This is a genomic window from Rhizobium leguminosarum (assembly GCF_001679785.1).
In the GTDB taxonomy this organism is placed as follows: domain Bacteria; phylum Pseudomonadota; class Alphaproteobacteria; order Rhizobiales; family Rhizobiaceae; genus Rhizobium; species Rhizobium leguminosarum_R.
On sequence record NZ_CP016287.1, the window covers coordinates 73,755 to 90,283 of the forward strand.

Here is a 16,529-nt window from a genome sequence, read left to right on the forward strand (position 1 = left end):
TGTCGCCACGGTGGATCGCCGGGCGCGAACTGCCAAAGCAATTCCGTTCGGGCTAACTATCACCTCGAACCCGGTCCGCGGTAAGCCCCTCAATCAAGCCGCGACCCGCGCCTTGGCGAGGCGCTTGATCGCCTGTTCCAGTGGCCGTTGGCCGTCGCAATAGTCTTCCCAGGCCGACGATTTCGCCAGAAGAGCAGGAACGGTGCGGATGGTGAAGCGCTTGGGGTCCAGGTCCGACTTGACCTGGGTCCAGGTCAGTGGCATCGAGACGGTGGCGCCCGGCCGGGCGCGCGGTGACAAAGGCGCCACCGCCGTCGCCATCCGGTCGTTGCGCAGATAGTCGAGGAAGATCCGGCCGTTCCTCAGGCTCTTCGTCATTTTGATCAGATAGAGATCGGGATTGTCGCGCGCCATCTGCTGGCACACATCGTGCGCAAAACCCTTCGCTTCAGCCCACGAAAGGGGCTTGCGCTTGTTGACCGCGAGTGGAGTGACAACGTGCAGACCCTTGCCGCCAGTCGTCTTGCAAAAGCTGATCAGGCCCAGCGCGTCGAGACGGTCCCGCATTTCCCGGGCCGCCGAGACCACAGCGGAGAACGGCACGTCCGGACCTGGATCAAGGTCGAAGACGAGACGCCCGGGCACCTCGGGCTGATGCGGTTCGCAATTCCAGGGGTGCAGCTCGACCGCGCCGATCTGCGCGACGGCGGCCAAGCCTTCGACCCGGTCGATTTGCAGATAGGGCTTTTTATCGCCGAAGACCTTGACCAGTTCGAGGAGGTTTGAGGTGCCGGGCATCGCATGGCGCTGGAAAAATTGCTCACCGCCGATCCCGTCCGGTGCGCGGATGACCGAACATGGGCGTCCCTTGATGTGCTCGATCAGCCAGGAATCGACGGCTTCGTAGTAGCGGGCCAGCTCTTCCTTGGTGACGGGGCCGCCGTCATTCGCATCCTGCCATAGCGGCTTGTCCGGGTTTGAAATCAGCACCCCCATGACCTCGGCCTTGGCGCTTTTTCGACGGGCGGGTCCGGCCTTCGCCTGCACCGCCGGCTGCGGCACGTCAGTTTGCCCGGGCTTCGCCGGCCGTTCAGCCTTGACCTCTTTCGCCGGCTTGTCTTCCCGCAGTCCCTTGAAGGCCGCCTGCCGGACAATGCCGTCTGCGGTCCATCCTGCGAATTCGATTTCCGCCACGAGCTCGGGCTTCAGCCAGGTGACCTCGGCCTCCTTTTTCGGTGCGCCGACGCCGGTGAAAGGCGATTTCGCCGTCTCGAGCGCCTTCAACTTCGGCAGCAGCGTTTCCACTTTCTTTGCGCCATATCCCGTGCCGACGCGGCCGACATAGACGAAGTGGTCGCCACGATAGACGCCGACCAGCAGGGATCGGAATTTCCCGTTGGTCTTGGCGTAAGCGCCGATTACCACCTCATGGCCGGCGCGGCATTTCGACTTCGCCCAGCTTTCGGTACGGCCGGATTGATAGGGTGCATCCGCTTGTTTGGAGATGATGCCTTCGAGCGAGAGCTTGCATGCAGACCGGAGAACTGCATCGCCGCCAGTCTCGAAATGCTCGACGAACCGGATGCGCGGATCGCTGCCGGCGTCGGACAGAAGGCTTTGAAGCCGCGCCTTGCGCTCGACGAGCGGCAGAGATCGCAAATCCTCGCCTCCCTCATAGAGTAGATCGAAGGCGAAATAGACGAGATCACCAGTCTTGCCTTCCGAAAGGGCTGCCTGGAGGGCTGCGAAGTCCGGTGCGCCATGGTCGTCGAGGGCGCAGATCTCGCCGTCAATGATCGCATCGGGCAATGTCGATGCCGCCTCGGCGATCTCCGGATATTTTGCTGTCCAGTCGAGCCCTTTTCTGGTTTTCAGCGTCGCCTCACCATCCAGCACGCGCATCTGAATCCGGTAACCGTCGAACTTGATCTCGTGAATCCAGCCGGTGCCGGCCGGAGGGCGTTCCAGGGTCCGGCAGAGCTGCGGCGCGATGAAATCAGGCAGATCGACCTTTGTGGCCGGGTTTGATTTCCGACTGCCTCCGGCGTCCTCTTTTCGCTCTTCGGCAGCCAGTCCGTGATTGCTGTCCCAGACGGCATCAGCCTGAACGTCGCCATCCTCGACCATGAAAGGCTTGGGCTTTCGTCCTTTGCCGGCGGCAATCATTTCCATGGTTCGGCCGGAGGCAACGGAGGTGTCGTTTTCCTCGAGGATCGCATCGCCATTCTCCTCGACCGAAAACTCGTCGTGGTGTTTGATCAGCAGCCAGTTCGTGCGCTTGCCACGGTCGCGATCGTTGCGCATCCGCACCAGCACGAAGCTGCCGTGCAGGCGTTTGCCTTCCAAGGTGAACTTGAAGTCACCCTTGGCGAGGGCCTGCTCCGGGCTCTTATTTCCTTCCGGTTCCCAATAGCCCCGATCCCAGAGCATGACCGTGCCGCCGCCATACTGGCCTTTCGGAATGGTGCCTTCGAAGTCGCCATAGTCGAGCGGATGATCCTCGACCTCAACTGCCAGCCGCTTGTCGTGCGGGTCGAGAGACGGGCCTTTGGTGACCGCCCAGGATTTGAAGACGCCATCCAGCTCGAGCCGCAGGTCGTAGTGCAGCCGGGTGGCATCATGTTTCTGGATGACGAAGCGACGGCGATTGCTGCGCGCGAGGCGTTTTTCACCGCTCGGCTCATCCGTTTTTTTAAAGTCGCGCTTCGACCGATAGGTCGATAGTTTGTCACTGGCCATGGTCGTTCCCAAAAGCAACCCCGACAGCGAAATGCCGCCTGGCGGCTGGAAGTTCCATCAGGGTGCTCCTCCAGCCGTCAGCGGATAAAACGGCTGGGAATAGACGAGAAAAAATGTCTCCGTCTCGTCGTATCGTTCTCTTGCTTCAAACGTTAATTGCTACCACCGGGATGCAAACATGCGCGCTGATCAATGGCTTTCGCTTCTCATCATCGCGCTGATGATGGGCGCCTTCGTATGGGGTCGTTATCGATACGATATAGTCGCCGTGAGTTCCCTTCTCGCTGCAATCATTGTCGGCATCGTCCCTGCCAAGAATGCTTTCTCCGGCTTTTCGGATGACATTGTTATCATCGTTGGCAGCGCGCTCATCGTCAGTGCGGCGATATCCAGATCGGGGATCATGGACGTCGCCTTGCGCAGATTTTCTCCCGAACGACGCGGGCCACGAATGCAGCTGATCATTCTGGTTGCCATTGTCGCAGCCCTGTCGGCTTTCATCAAAAACATTGGTGCGCTGGCGATCATGATCCCGGTCGCTGTGCAAATGGCCCGGAAATCACGTGTATCACCGTCGATGTTCCTGATGCCGATGTCTTTCGCCTCTCTGCTCGGAGGGCTTATGACGCAGATCGGCACGTCGCCAAACATCATAGTTTCCCGGGTGCGCGAGGAGATCACCGGGCAGCCGTTCATGATGTTTGACTATACGCCTGTCGGCCTGGCGCTCTCGGTAGCCGGCGTTATCTTTCTGGCGCTGTTCTACAAGCTGCTGCCTGAAAGATCACGGGTCGAAACGTCGATGGATGAGGCGGTGGCGATCAAAAACTACACGACCGAGGCCAAGGTCACCACGCCATCAGGGGCAATCGGGCGGTCCGTCAGCTGGCTGCAGAAGCCGGCGGGCGGCGATGCGATGGTGACTGCGATTATCGGTGGCAACGGCCAAAGACGAACGCCCCTTCCCGACACGGTGCTCAAGGATGGCGACCTTCTTATTATCGAGGGGGAGCAGAGTGCCCTCGACAAGATCGTCAGTGAAGCCAAGCTTCAACTGTCCGACCGTAAACACGAGCCTGAGACACGCCAAGACATCAGTTCTGTTGAAGCTATTGTTGGCGAACATTCCCGATTGATCGGCCTCAGCGCAAAAGACGTTTCTCTCTTCCACAATACCGGGCTCAACCTTCTTGCCGTCAGCCGCCGCGACAGGCGCTTCACCGAGCGCCTGGGCGAGATCAAGATCCGCAATGGCGACGTCGTGGTCTTGCAGGGCGACTTGCAGAAACTACCGGATCTTCTACGCGAATGGGGATGTTTGCCGCTGGTCGAACGAGATATGAAGCTCGGCAACGCCCGCAATGGCATGATCCCCGTCATTATCCTGATGGCAACGATGGGGGCGACAGCCTTCGGGGGCATTCCCGTCGCGACAGCGTTTTTCGCCGCCGCTTTTCTGATGGTGGTCACCGGATCCGTTCCTTTGCGGGAAGTCTATCAGCATCTCGATGCGCCCATTCTGATCATGCTGGCCGCTCTCATTCCGATCAGCGACTCGCTCAGGACCACTGGAACCACCGACATCATCGCGGATCTCCTCTCGCGAACTGCCGAAATGCTCCCGCCCTTCGGCGCTTTGGCTCTGATCCTGGTTGCGGCCATGGCGGTAACCCCGTTTTTGAACAACGCAGCGACGGTTCTGGTCATGGCCCCGATCGCCGCGACCTTTGCCGAGAAGCTGGGCTTCAGGCCCGATGCCTTTCGTATCCATCCGAGGTGGGCCGCAGGACTTAATGGGGTTCGCGTGGTAACGTCGGGTTCATGGAGATCGATGAGGACAAGATCGACGATGCCGTTTTGGCGCTGTTGTGGCTAACGCTGCATAACGAGCGTTGTGCCTGGAAGGGCTTTGACTGGGCAACGACGGATCGCTTGCATCAGAAGGGCATGATCGGCGACCCGGTGAACAAGTCGAAGTCGCTGGTGCTGACGGACGAGGGTCTGCGGCGGTCGGAGGAGCTGTTTCGGACGCTGTTTACGCGGCAACCGATATCGCCACCGCCTTGATCCTCTTCCATTCCCAAGGCAAGAGCTCACGCAGGCGGGAGACGGGAAGATCTGCGATGCGCGTCAGCACATCTGCGAGCCAAGCCTTCGGGTCGATGTCGTTGAGGCGGGCCGTCGTAATAAGGGTCAGCATGATGGCCGCCCGGTCGGCGCCCCGCTCGGATCCGGCGAAGCTCCAGTTTTTTCTTCCACATGCAACCCCGCGCAGGGCTCTTTCCGCCGCGTTATTCGTCATGCAGATCCTGCCGTCGTCGGCGTATCTGGCAAAGTCGGCCCAGCGCGACAGCATATAGTTGATGGGTTCAATCACCGGTGAGGATCGCGACAGGCCTTCGAGTTCCAGCCTGAACCAAGCCTCCAGTTCGTCGAGCAGCGGCTTGCTCTTTTCCTGGCGCACGGCAAGGCGCTCTTCGGCGCTTTTGCCGTTGATGTCGCGCTCGATGTCAAACAGCGCATCGATGCGTTTGACCGCTTCCAGCGCCGTCGCAGAGACAGGCCTCAAGCCCTTGCCCCGCCGGGCACTGCGAGAGACATCGGCCAGCTCGAAGAACTTTCGCCGCGCATGGGCAAAACAGAAGGCTGGCGTTACCGGGATTTGTTTCCTGCTCCGGTCGAAGAGCGGATTGAAGCCATTGTAGCAATCGGCCTGCAGGATGCCGGTGAACTCGGCCAAATGTCGTTGCGGATGTTCGCCACGCCGGTCGCTGGAGGCGTAGAAGACGGCAGCCGGCGGCGACTGCCCGCCAAATGGCCGGTCGTCGCAAACGTAAGTCCATATGCGGCCGGTAATGCACTGCCCCTTGGCCAGGATCGGGATGGTGGTGTCATCGCCGTGGAGGCGCTCGGCCGCAAACACGTGGGTTTCGATCATATCGAAGAGTGGCTTGACGGCGGCGCTGACGTAGCCAACCTGGTCGGCGAGCGTCTGGGTTGACAGATCAATCCCCTCGCTGCGGAACCGGCGACTTTGGCGGTTCAGGGGCTGATGCTCGGAGAATTTGTCGAAGACGATGGTGGAAAGAAGGTTGGGGCCGAGGAAGCCGCGTGGTGTTGCATGGAAGGGTGCGGGAGCCTGGCTGATGCAGCCACAGTCCCGGCAGGTAAATTTCTCCCGGACGGTTTCGACGATCTTGAAGCGGCGCGGGACCTCCTCCAGCGTCTCGGTAGTATCCTCACCAAGCTTCGACAGACGCTCGCTGCCACAATGGGTGCAGGCGGTCGGCGCGTCGACGACGAGACGTTCGCGCTCAATATTTTCTGGCCAGGGTTTGCGCACCGGGCGCTTGCGGGTGAAGGCACGAACGGTCTGTGTTTTCGCTGAGGCCGCCTCTGACGCAAGCTCATCCTCGGTCGCATCAGCGACCAGTTCCTCAAGCTGCAATTCCATCTGGTCGATCAGCCGCTGGGTGCGCTCCCGGCTCGGACCGTGTTTGTCGCGCTCCAACTTGGCGATCAGCAATTGCAGATGGGCGTTGAGCGCCTCAATGCCGGAAAGTTTTGCTTTTGCACTGCTCGCTTCAGCCTCAGCGCGTATCCGCGCCTCGCGTTCCGCCAGCAACGCGGCGTGGGCGCTGGCAAGATCGTCCGGCAGTGAGAGAGGCGGTAACGACATGCTGTCATAGAAGCATATTTATCCAACAAATTCAATGCAAAAGACGTTCAAACCCGCGTCGGGCGCCAGGTTTCCTGAGGGGCTCGCCAGTCAATTCCGGACAGCAAATAAGAAAGCTGCGCCGGCGTGATTGCCACCGCGCCGCCCTCTACATTCGGCCAGATAAACCGGCCGCGTTCCAATTTTTTCGTGAACAGGCATGCGCCCTGGCCATCATGCCAGATCAATTTTACCAGATCACCTCGGCGGCCCCGGAAGCAGAACAGATGACCGCCCAGCGGGTCATGCTTCAACACTTCCTGCACCCGAAGGGCTAGCGAAGGAAAGCCGCACCGCATGTCTGTATGTCCGGTCGACAACCAAACCTTGACACCCGTTCCCATCGGAAACGGGTTCATCGCAACGTCTCCAGACCCCGCATAATCCGCAGCAGGACGTCCACGTCGACATCCCGACCGACGATCACACGCCGGTCGTTCGCACTCACCACCTCCATGCGACCGTGGTCGCTGACAGGCGGCGGCACAGCGACAGTCGCCGCAGGTGGCGTGTTCGCAACAACCGGCTCGGCAACGACGATCGCTGGAACAAACCCGTTTGTCGAGCGGTGGACAAGCCGTCCTTCCCGGGCGGCCCTGCGCCAGGCATTCAACTGCCAGCGCGTGATCCCATGACGCTGCGCCGTGGCCGTCACCTGCCGCGGGCCGTTATAACTCTCAGCCACAATCGCTAGCTTCCCTTCATCCGTGAAACGCCGGCGACGCCCGCTATCGACAATCTCCATCCGGCTAAAATGCCCGGTGAGATCATTCATCAAGTCCATGTGTGAAGCACCGTCTATATTGCCGTCTATATAGACAGAGCATCCACACTCTCACTCACTCCACAATGCGGCCCAACTCGGATGCGTACTGCCTTTCTGATGGCGGTGGCAATTGGAGCCGGCTGTGACTTCCTCACGCCCATCGGACACCAATGCAACACGCTCGTGATGGGACCGGGCGGATATCGATTTGGTGACTACGCCCGACTGGGTCTGCCGCTCTCGCTCATTGTGGTGGTCGTCAGTGTGCCGATCCTGTTGTTGGTTTGGCCGATTTGATTACAACCGACACCGGGCATTGCGGCGACCGATAGAAGTTTCGAAGCAGAGATGTGTTCCTCACGCGGCGAGGTCGGGAATAGGCAAGCCTAGGATCTCGGCATGTTTGCAAAGCTTCTGCCAAGCTGCATCGCCGACCGGCACGCCCTCTTCCAACGCCGAGCGGCGCTTTCGCGCTGCGCTGTCGCCCGGCATGCGAACGGGGCCATTATTCCAGGGCGCCGGAGGATTGCTGCGGCAGGCAGAGGCGAGAAAGTCAGACTGCGCCGTAAAGGCATCCAGCCCGGCAAAAAAGGCGGGATCGATGACCTGAAGGAAAGCGCTTTGCGAAAAGACACCGGACGGCGTGTTGGCCCGTCCCTTGCCGGAAAGCCCCTGCCCCAGCAATTCGACGATCAGCCCGAGCCCAAAACCCTTGTGCCCCTTCAACTGGCCGCCAAGAGGCATCATTGTCCCGCCCCGTTCGGTCACCTCGCGCGGATCATCGGTTGGCTCGCCTGCGGCCGTGAAAGCCCAGGCCTCAGGAAATTTCTTGCCGGCCTTCGCCAGGTTTTGCGTCATGGTCGTGGTGGTGATGGAGGCCGAGACATCGATCAGGATCGGATCCTTAGACGTCGGGAAGCCGGCCGCCATCGGATTGGGCGTCAGGAGCGGCTTCGTGCCGCCATAGGGCGCAACGCGGCTTGCAGCGGGATGCGAGACCGACAGCTGAACGATCAGGCCCCGGTCGGTTACCTGCCGCATGAAAGCTGAAAGAGCGCAGGTATGATGGCAGTTGCGGATTGCGGCGGTGACGACGCCATGATCGCCGACCCGTTCGCAGGCCTGCTCGATCGCCTTCGTCAGCAGCCATGCACCGGGCAAGGATTTGCCGTCCCAAACAAAGGCTGCGCCGCGGTCGTTGACCACCTCATAGCTGCCGGACTTCGCCAGAGAACCGTCTTCCAACGCCTCGACATACCAGTTCAAAAGGCTGACGCCATGAGTTTCGTGGCCGATCATGTCGCCTTCCACCAGCACGGCGGCAGTCGTTTCGGCCTTGTCGGGCTCCATGCCGGCGCGGGTCAATATCTGCTCGGCGAATTGGCTCAGGGCAATGCGGTCAATCAGCGGCATAGGCATATCTCGCTCACGTCATGGAAAGCACGGGCCGCTATTTGCGGGCGGCCCGTGCTTAAATGCGGCATACCGGCTTACTTGAAGCGGATCTGCGACAGCTGCAGTTCGGAATTCGTCGCGATCGTCGGTTTGAAGTCGAGACGCGGCGAGACGCGGGTGAAACCGACCATGTGAAACATCGGGATGTCCGCGATGATTTCGGTGTTCACCTTGGCGAACAGCTCCTTCCAGAGTTTTGTGCGCTCGTCGCCGGTGGCAGACGTCGCCTTGGCGATCAGAGCGTCGACGGCGGGATCGCGAACCATGGAGTGGGAGCCGTCGGTCGCATATTTCACAAAAGCGGTGAAGACGGGATCGCCGGTCGCATTGTCGTGCTGCGACTGGGTCAGCGTCGGACCGGAATCGGCGACGAAGGGTGCAACGAAGTAGCCGTTCCACACGGAGACGTCATACATGTCGAGCTTTACGTTCAAGCCGACTTCCTGAAGCATCGCCATCATCGCTTCCATCGCTTCGGTGGCATTGGGATATTGCCCATTGCGGCCGATGATGCGGATCTCGCGATCGACCGGCACGCCGTCTGCTTTCGCTGCGGCGACCAGTTCCTTGGCTTTTTCGGGATCATAGGGCCAGGCGGGAATATCGGCATTGTAGCCGATCGTGGTCGGCACGACGAGCTGTGTCGCGATCTTCGCCTGTTCGGGGAACAGCGTTCCGAGCATCGCCTGACGATCGATGGCGAGGTTCATCGCTTCACGGATGCGCCGGTCGTTAAGGGGTGCTGCGCGCGTATCGATGCGCAGCGATGTCGTCTCCGAATTCGGATAGGCGAAATCGGTTTCCTTGTTGGTGGCATCCTGCACGGATACGGCCGGAACGATATCGGCTTCGCCGGCATCGACCATCGCGGCAGCAACGGCGCTGTCGGAACGAAACAGATAGGTCGCCTGTTCCACCTGCGGCTTTTCCCCCCAATATTCCGGATTGCGTTTCAGCACGATCGACTGGCCGATTTCCCATTTGTCGAACGTATAGGGGCCAGTGCCAATCGGCTTGCGGGTGAATTCGTCTGCCGGCGTCGCCTCGGCCGGTTCCACCGCCATCACGGTCATCAGAAGCGGAAGAATCGGTTGCGCCGGTTTTGTCGTGATGCGGATCGTATTGGCATCGGGCGTTTCGAAGCTGAACTCCGTGCCGCCGAAATATTTGCCGCCGGTTTCGCAGCTGAGCTTCTTGTTCTTGTTGCGCTCGATGGTGAATTGGACATCCTTGGCGGTGAACGGCTTGCCATCGTGCCATTTGACATTCGGGCGCAGCTTGAACTCCCAGGTGTCATCGTCGATCTTCGACCATTCCGTCGCCAGGCGGGGCTTGAGGCCGCCATTGACGTAGTCGAATTCCACCAGCATCTCATTGACGTTTTCAGAAATGACCCGGCCGACGTCCTGGCGGGCAGCCATACAGGGCTCGACGACATCGACGGTTTCGGCAAGCACAATAGTGACGTTGCTCTTGGCATCCTGCGCCTGAGCCGAGCCGAAACTCAGCGCGAGCACCGTTGTTGAAAAGCAGGCAGCTAACAAATGCAGTTTCATTTCGTTCTCCTCCCATGCGCCTTTGGCGCTCCTCACAGTAGATCTGCGTCCCGTTTTCCGGTGCTCCGGCATACTCTGGCGCTCCGAGTTCGGAGCCTTCGACCGCATCTGGCGCGCGAAAATTTACCTGGCCGAAGCAATCAGTTCGCGCATCATCTCGACTTCCTCGTCGGTAAGATCCGTCAGCGGCGCCCGCACCGGACCGGCATCAAAGCCACGCAAACGCACGCCTGCCTTGACCGCGGATACCGCATAGCCGGCCTTGCGATCGCGGATACGGGCAAAGGGATAGTAGAAATCGCGCAGCAGCTGCTCACAGGCCGCGTCGTCACCGGCAAGGAATGCCTTGTGGAATCTCAGTGCCGTTTCAGGCACGAAATTGAAGACCGCCGAGGAATAGGTCGGCATGCCGGCTCCGCGATAGGCTTGAGCAAACAGTTCGTGTGTCGGCATACCGCCGATATAGGAAAGGCGGTCGCCGAGCGCGATCGTGACACGGCGCACCGTATCGATGTCGCCGGTTCCATCCTTGAAGCCGATCAGATTTGGGCATTCGTCCGCAAGCTGAGCAAGCTGTTCGGCCGACACCCGCGCCTGGCCACGATTATAAACGATGACGCCCATATTGGTGGCCTTGCAAACGGCCCGTACACGCGCGGCAATGCCATCTGCCGGCGCCTCGGTCAGGTAATGCGGCAGCAGCAGAATGCCGTCGCCGCCCGCCGCCTCGATGTCGCGCGCCATGTCGCAGGCAATCCGCGTGCCGTAGCCGCATCCGGCAATAACGGGCGCATCGCCGGACACGGCGCGGGCGGCCTTTACCACCTCAACCACCTCACCCGGCGTCAGTGAAAACAGCTCGCCGGTGCCGCCGGCAACGATCAGGCCGGCAACGGGGTAGGATGACAGCCATTCCAGATGCGCTGAAAATGGCTTGGCGGCAAACCGGTCTTCGGCATCAAAAGGCGTGACAGGGAAGGACAGCAGGCCGTTGCGAATGATCTCGCGAAGTTCAGTCGGGGCAATCAATTTGGCACTCCTTCAATTGCGCAGGTCTTGGGGCAACAGGTCCGCGGGGAAATTCTGGTAGGCAACGGGTCGCAGAAATCTACGGATCGACATGGTCCCGACGCTTGTTGCGCCGAAGTTGGTCGAGGCCGGGTAGGGTCCGCCATGCACCATGGAATCGACAACCTCGACACCGGTAGGGAAGCCATTGACCAGCAATCTGCCCGCCTTTCTTTCGAGGATCGGCAGCAGGTCGCGGGCAAGGCGAAGGTCGGCGTCGTCCATATGGATCGTCGCGGTCAACTGTCCCTGGAAGCTTTCGGCAAGGGCGAGCATCTTTTCGGGCGAGCCGACGCGTACGACGAGACCGAGAGGACCGAATACTTCTTCACTGAGCGAGTGATCGGCAAGCCAGGCCGAGCCGTTGGTCTCGAACAGGTTCGGCGCTGCGTCGCGGCCGGCACTCTCTGCAGCGAGAACCGGCGCGACGGCATTGCTTGCCCGCAGGCGGTCCACACCGTCGTGATAGGCTGTGGCGATGCCGTTGGTCAGCATCGTCTGCGTCGCCACCTTTTCAAGAGCCGCCTTGGCGGCACTGGTGAACTTGTCCGCCTCCGGCCCGTCGACGACAACGGCGATGCCGGGCTTGGTGCAAAACTGGCCGGCACCAAGCGTCAGTGAACCAGCCCAGCCTGAACCGATTGCCTCCGCCCGGGCAGCGGTAGCGGCCGGCAGCAGGAACATCGGATTAACGCTGCCCAATTCCCCGTAAAATGGGATTGGCTCAGGGCGCTGGGCGCAAAGGTCAAAGAGCGCCCGCCCGCCGGCAAGCGAGCCGGTAAAGCCAACGGCTTTGATGGCCGGATGGGTCACCAGAGCCGTTCCGACATCACGGCGGCCGCCCTGGATCAGACTGAAGACGCCGGCCGGCATTCCGGTGCGTTCGCTAGCAGCGGCGATCGCCTCGGCGATAATTTCTCCGGTGCCGGGATGGGCTGAATGTCCCTTCACCACGACCGGGCAGCCCGCCGCAAGCGCGGCTGCCGTATCGCCGCCCGCCGTCGAGAATGCCAGCGGAAAATTCGAAGCGCCGAAGACGGCGACGGGGCCGATCGGCCGTTGCACCAGGCGGATCTCGGGGCGCGGCGCCGGTTGTCGGTCCGGTTGCGCCGCATCGATGCGCGCGTCGAGATGCGCGCCCTTGCGGATATGGTCGGCAAACAGCCTGAGTTGGCCGGTGGTACGAGCACGTTCGCCGTTGAGCCGGCCCTCTGGAAGTCCGGTTTCCTGCGTTCCGATGAGGGTGACGGCCTCGCCGCGCTTCTCGCGTGTCGTCGCCGAAAACGCTGCAAAAGCAGCTTCGGCGGCGCGGCAGGCGCGGTCGACCAGTTCCGTTGTGCCGACAGCGAAGTCATGTGCCTGCCCATGCGCCGGCTCGGACCGAAATGTCGTCGTTCCGGCAATCCACTCGCCGGCGATGAAATGCCTGCCTGAAGGGGTCCAGTTCATTGTTATTCTCCTCGGCGGAGCCTCGCTCCGTCCTGATGCGTGAAGTGTTGTTCAAGATGCGCCGCCTTAGCGGCCATTCACCTTCCGCCATTCGGCAAAGAGCGTCAGATTGCTTTCGTCGGTGGCCGGGTAAAGGCCAATGATCGTGTGACCTTGCTTGACGCGTTCTGTCACGAAATCCTCGTAAGCGGTCATCTCCACTGCTTCATCGGCGATCTCGTCGGCGATCTCGGCAGGGATGACGATCACGCTGTCGTCGTCGCCAACCATGATGTCGCCCGGGAAGACCGCAACATCGCCACAGCCTATCGGCACATTGATGTCGATTGCCTCGTGCAGCGTCAGGTTCGTCGGGCTGGAGGGACGGTTGTGATAGGCGGGGATATCAAGGCCACCGATCGTCATGGCGTCCCGGAAGCCGCCGTCGGTGACGACACCGGCTCCGCCGCGCATCATCAGGCGGGTAATCAGGATGTCGCCGGCAGACGCTGCGCGCGGATCCTTGCGGCTGTCCATCACCAGAACAGCGCCGTCCGGGCAAGTCTCGATCGCAAGCCGTTGCGGATGTTTCGGGTTCCGAAAGACGTTCATCGCGTTGCGGTCCTCGCGCGCCGGCATGTAGCGCAGCGTGAAGGCGGGTCCGACCATATTGCGGCCCTTCGGCTGGATCGGTCGAACATCCTGGATCGTCTGGTTTCTCAGGCCGCGCTTGAACAGGGCCGAGCAGAGCGTCGCGACGGAGACACCCATCAGTTTTTCACGGGTTGCGGGGTTCATACTTCCTCCTCCTCGTTCTCGTTCAGGCGCCGAAGCTGCGGGTTTCCACAGTCCAGTCACGCGCCTTGCCTGTCAGGCTGCAGCCGAGTCCAGGACGAGCCGGCACGATCATCCGGCCGTCCTTGATGTCGAGTTGTTCGTTAAACAGTGGCGCCAGCCAATCGAAATGCTCTACCCACGGCTCATGCGCATAGGCGGCCGCCAGGTGTAGATGGATTTCCATGGCGAAATGCGGGGCCAGGCGCATGCGTTTCGCCTCGGCGTGCGTGCAGATGCGCAGAAAGGGCGTGATGCCGCCGACACGCGGCGCATCCGGCTGAATGAAGTCGACCGCATCGGCCCGGATCAGCGCCATGTGCTCGTCGGCGCTTGCCAGCATTTCGCCGGTGGCGATCGGCGTGGCAAGTTCCCGCGCCAGTGCCGCATGGCCCTCGGCGTCATAGGCATCGAGCGGCTCTTCGATCCATTCGAGGTTGAGCGGTTCGACCAGCCGGCCGAAGCGCAAGGCCGTCGTGCGGTCCCATTGCTGGTTTGCATCGACCATCAGCGGGACACGGCCATCGATATGGCTGGTCACCGCATCCAGCCGGCGAAGGTCGATCATCGGGTCCGGCTGTCCGACCTTGATCTTGATGCCGCCGATACCGGAGGCGATCGAGTGGTCGATGGCATCGCGGATTTCCTCGACGCTCGATGACAGGAAGCCGCCGGAGGTGTTGTAGCAGGCGACACTGTCGCGATGGGCACCAAGCAGTTTTGCAAGCGGCAAGCCGGCGCGTTTCGCCTTCAGGTCCCAGAGGCAGATGTCGATGGCGGCGATTGCCTGTGTTGCAATGCCGGAGCGGCCGACCGAGGCACCGGCCCAGCAGAGCTTGTCCCAGATGCGCGCCGTATCGTTGGGATCTTCGCCGATCAGGTTGTCCGCAAGCTCGCAGGCATGTGCATAAAGGGCAGGTCCGCCTGCCCGCTTCGAGTAACTGAAACCGAGACTGCTATGGCCGGCCTCGGAGACGATCTCGCAAAATAGAAAGGCCACCTGCGTCAGCGGCTTCTGGCGGCCCGTCAACACCTTGGCATCGCTGATCGGCCGCGCCAAAGGCAGGTAAACGAGCGACAGGGTGACCGACCGGATGGCGTCCAACTTGGACGGACCGGCAGCGAAGCCAGCCTTGGGGGGCTGTGCGGGAATCGTACGTCGATTGGGATCAAACATCGTGGTGCCTCAGTTGATAGCCGGTTCCGGCGTCTTGCCACCGAATTGCGTCGTCAGGAAATCAAAGTCGCAGCCTTTGTCGGCCTGCTCGATATGGCGGGAGAACATGAACCCGTAGCCGCGCTCGTAATGCCGCGTCGGCGCCACCCAGGCGGCCCGCCGCGCTGTGATCTCTTCTTCGGAAACCAGCATATTGAGGCTGCGTGCCGGAATATCAAGCTCGACCATGTCCCCCGTTCTCAGCAGCGCCAAAGGCCCGCCAACATAAGATTCCGGTGCGACATGCAGCACGCAGGCACCGAAACTGGTTCCGGACATGCGGGCGTCCGAGATCCGCACCATGTCGCGCAGGCCGAGCTTCAACAGCGCCCTCGGCATCGGGATCATGCCCCATTCCGGCATGCCCGGTCCGCCCTGGGGGCCGGCATTGCGGAGAACGAGAACCGTGTCCGGCGTCAGCGGATAGTCTGGATCATCGATGATCTTCTTCATCTCCGCATAGCTGTCTGCGACCAGCGCCGGGCCGCAATGGCGATGGAATTTCGGGTCGCAGGCCGCCGGTTTGATGACCGCGCCGTCGGGACACAGGTTCCCCTTGAGCACGGCCAGCGAACCTTCGTGATAGACCGGGTTCGACAATGGCCGGATAACGTCGTCATTGTAGATCTTCACCTGGTCGAGACCTTCCACCAAGGGTTTGCCCGTCACGGTGATCGCGGTGGGATCGAGCTTGTCGCCGAGCTGCTTCATCAGAGCGCGCAGGCCACCCGCATAAAAGAAATCCTCCATCAGGTAGGTCGAACCAGAAGGCCGGATGTTGGCGAGCACCGGCGTCGTGCGACCAATGCGATCGAGATCATCGAGCTCCAACGGGACGCCGGCGCGCCGCGCCATGGCGATCAGGTGAATGATGGCATTGGTGGAACAGCCGGTCGCCATGGCGACCGTGACTGCGTTGTCGACGGCCGCGGGAGTGATGATCTGGTCCGGCGTCAGATCCTCCCACACCATATCGACGATGCGGCGGCCGCAGGCCGCCGACATTCGCTGGTGGTTGGCGTCGGCTGCGGGGATCGAGGATGCGCCCGGCAGCGTCAACCCCATAGCCTCGGCGATCGCCGTCATCGTCGACGCCGTGCCCATGGTCATGCAATGGCCGTAACTGCGGGCGATCCCGCCTTCGATGCCCTCCCACTCCTCCTGGGTGATCGTGCCGGCGCGGCGCTCGTCCCAGTATTTGAAGCCGTCGGTGCCGGAGCCCAGCGTCTTGCCGGCATAGTTGCCGCGAAGCATCGGGCCGGCAGGCAGATAAATGAAGGGAATGCCCATGCTGACAGCGCCCATGGCAAGGCCCGGTGTCGTCTTGTCGCAGCCGCCCATCAGAACGGCGCCATCGACAGGATGGCTGCGCAGCAGTTCCTCGGTCTCCATCGCCAGCATATTGCGATAGAGCATCGTCGTCGGCTTGACGAAGTTTTCGGAAAGGGAAAGAGCGGGCAGTTCCATGGGGAACCCACCCGACTGAAGAATTCCCCGCTTCACCCATTCAACGCGTTCACGGAAATGCATGTGGCACGGCTGCGCATCGGACCAGGTGTTGATCACGGCAATGATCGGCTTTCCCTGCCAATCCTCCGGCGCGTAACCCATCTGCATGGTCCGCGACCGGTGTCCGAACGAGCGCTGATCATCCGGCAGCATCCATCGGGCGGACCGCAATTGCTCGTAGGTTTTCCTGGCGGTCACTGTTCTCTCCCACCTTTTCGCTTGCTTATCTCAGCGTTTGCA

Annotated in this window: 13 protein-coding genes and 1 pseudogene; 3 read left to right on the forward strand and 11 right to left on the reverse strand. The window is 61.3% G+C overall.

Going from position 1 to position 16,529, the window contains the following annotated elements:
* Positions 1 to 93: 93 nt before the first annotated feature.
* On the reverse strand, positions 94 to 2,739 hold the full coding sequence (gene ligD / locus BA011_RS24790; RefSeq protein WP_065282711.1) for a DNA ligase D: 2,646 nt from the start codon (positions 2,737 to 2,739) through the stop codon (positions 94 to 96).
* Between the two features lie 178 nt (positions 2,740 to 2,917).
* Between ligD and BA011_RS24795 the strand changes: the two genes are divergently transcribed.
* Together BA011_RS24795 and BA011_RS24800 are read left to right on the forward strand one after the other, a co-directional pair.
* On the forward strand, positions 2,918 to 4,615 hold the full coding sequence (locus tag BA011_RS24795; RefSeq protein WP_237352727.1) for an SLC13 family permease: 1,698 nt from the start codon (positions 2,918 to 2,920) through the stop codon (positions 4,613 to 4,615).
* On the forward strand, positions 4,561 to 4,806 hold the full coding sequence (locus BA011_RS24800; protein ID WP_041365332.1) for a DUF6429 family protein: 246 nt from the start codon (positions 4,561 to 4,563) through the stop codon (positions 4,804 to 4,806). The genes BA011_RS24795 and BA011_RS24800 overlap by 55 nt, the downstream gene beginning before the upstream one ends.
* On the opposite strand, the gene tnpC is transcribed toward BA011_RS24800, so the two are convergent.
* Genes tnpC through tnpA form a run of 3 tightly spaced genes read right to left on the reverse strand, consistent with a single transcriptional unit; the run spans position 4,775 to position 7,241 of the window.
* On the reverse strand, positions 4,775 to 6,418 hold the full coding sequence (gene tnpC / locus BA011_RS24805; RefSeq protein WP_065282712.1) for an IS66 family transposase: 1,644 nt from the start codon (positions 6,416 to 6,418) through the stop codon (positions 4,775 to 4,777). The genes BA011_RS24800 and tnpC overlap by 32 nt on opposite strands.
* A gap of 47 nt (positions 6,419 to 6,465) precedes the next feature.
* Positions 6,466 to 6,816 (reverse strand): IS66 family insertion sequence element accessory protein TnpB, encoded by a 351-nt coding sequence (gene tnpB / locus BA011_RS24810; protein WP_064246224.1) that lies wholly within the window; start codon positions 6,814 to 6,816, stop codon positions 6,466 to 6,468.
* Positions 6,813 to 7,241, reverse strand: coding sequence for an IS66-like element accessory protein TnpA (tnpA, locus tag BA011_RS24815; RefSeq protein ID WP_065282713.1), 429 nt, complete (start codon positions 7,239 to 7,241; stop codon positions 6,813 to 6,815). Before tnpA ends, tnpB begins: the two co-directional genes overlap by 4 nt.
* A 90-nt stretch (positions 7,242 to 7,331) precedes the next feature.
* Here tnpA and BA011_RS42120 point away from each other — a divergent pair.
* Positions 7,332 to 7,520, forward strand: a pseudogene (locus BA011_RS42120) (SLC13 family permease); the annotation flags it as partial.
* A 60-nt stretch (positions 7,521 to 7,580) separates the two neighbouring features.
* Here BA011_RS42120 and BA011_RS24820 read toward each other — a convergent pair.
* The 7 genes from BA011_RS24820 to araD all read right to left on the reverse strand — a co-directional run bounded on the left by BA011_RS24820 (position 7,581) and on the right by araD (position 16,487).
* Complete coding sequence (locus BA011_RS24820; RefSeq protein WP_065282714.1) at positions 7,581 to 8,642, reverse strand: Ldh family oxidoreductase; 1,062 nt, start codon at positions 8,640 to 8,642, stop codon at positions 7,581 to 7,583.
* Positions 8,643 to 8,713: 71 nt separating this feature from the next.
* On the reverse strand, positions 8,714 to 10,234 hold the full coding sequence (locus BA011_RS24825) for an ABC transporter substrate-binding protein (protein WP_065282715.1): 1,521 nt from the start codon (positions 10,232 to 10,234) through the stop codon (positions 8,714 to 8,716).
* 123 nt (positions 10,235 to 10,357) lie between these two features.
* Positions 10,358 to 11,263, reverse strand: coding sequence for a 5-dehydro-4-deoxyglucarate dehydratase (locus tag BA011_RS24830; protein ID WP_065282716.1), 906 nt, complete (start codon positions 11,261 to 11,263; stop codon positions 10,358 to 10,360).
* A gap of 12 nt (positions 11,264 to 11,275) precedes the next feature.
* On the reverse strand, positions 11,276 to 12,751 hold the full coding sequence (locus BA011_RS24835) for an aldehyde dehydrogenase (NADP(+)) (protein WP_065282717.1): 1,476 nt from the start codon (positions 12,749 to 12,751) through the stop codon (positions 11,276 to 11,278).
* A gap of 66 nt (positions 12,752 to 12,817) precedes the next feature.
* Complete coding sequence (locus tag BA011_RS24840) at positions 12,818 to 13,528, reverse strand: ribonuclease activity regulator RraA (RefSeq protein WP_065282718.1); 711 nt, start codon at positions 13,526 to 13,528, stop codon at positions 12,818 to 12,820.
* A 22-nt stretch (positions 13,529 to 13,550) separates the two neighbouring features.
* A complete protein-coding gene (locus BA011_RS24845) occupies positions 13,551 to 14,741 on the reverse strand; it encodes an L-talarate/galactarate dehydratase (RefSeq protein WP_065282719.1) in 1,191 nt (396 codons plus the stop codon).
* 9 nt (positions 14,742 to 14,750) lie between these two features.
* Positions 14,751 to 16,487: an L-arabinonate dehydratase gene (gene araD, locus BA011_RS24850; protein ID WP_065282720.1), complete on the reverse strand. Its 1,737-nt coding sequence runs from the start codon at positions 16,485 to 16,487 to the stop codon at positions 14,751 to 14,753.
* Between the last annotated feature and the right edge of the window lie 42 nt (positions 16,488 to 16,529).

What these genes read in the sequence shown, in the direction of transcription:
- BA011_RS24835 (WP_065282717.1), bottom strand. Translation starts at nt 12,751, where the DNA reads ATGAACTGGACCCCTTCAGGCAGGCATTTCATCGCCGGCGAGTGGATT.
- tnpB (WP_064246224.1), bottom strand. Translation starts at nt 6,816, where the DNA reads ATGAACCCGTTTCCGATGGGAACGGGTGTCAAGGTTTGGTTGTCGACC.
- ligD (WP_065282711.1), bottom strand. Translation starts at nt 2,739, where the DNA reads ATGGCCAGTGACAAACTATCGACCTATCGGTCGAAGCGCGACTTTAAA.
- BA011_RS24795 (WP_237352727.1), top strand. Translation starts at nt 2,918, where the DNA reads ATGCGCGCTGATCAATGGCTTTCGCTTCTCATCATCGCGCTGATGATG.
- tnpA (WP_065282713.1), bottom strand. Translation starts at nt 7,241, where the DNA reads ATGGACTTGATGAATGATCTCACCGGGCATTTTAGCCGGATGGAGATT.
- BA011_RS24845 (WP_065282719.1), bottom strand. Translation starts at nt 14,741, where the DNA reads ATGTTTGATCCCAATCGACGTACGATTCCCGCACAGCCCCCCAAGGCT.
- BA011_RS24800 (WP_041365332.1), top strand. Translation starts at nt 4,561, where the DNA reads ATGGAGATCGATGAGGACAAGATCGACGATGCCGTTTTGGCGCTGTTG.
- tnpC (WP_065282712.1), bottom strand. Translation starts at nt 6,418, where the DNA reads ATGTCGTTACCGCCTCTCTCACTGCCGGACGATCTTGCCAGCGCCCAC.
- BA011_RS24825 (WP_065282715.1), bottom strand. Translation starts at nt 10,234, where the DNA reads ATGAAACTGCATTTGTTAGCTGCCTGCTTTTCAACAACGGTGCTCGCG.
- BA011_RS24840 (WP_065282718.1), bottom strand. Translation starts at nt 13,528, where the DNA reads ATGAACCCCGCAACCCGTGAAAAACTGATGGGTGTCTCCGTCGCGACG.
- BA011_RS24820 (WP_065282714.1), bottom strand. Translation starts at nt 8,642, where the DNA reads ATGCCTATGCCGCTGATTGACCGCATTGCCCTGAGCCAATTCGCCGAG.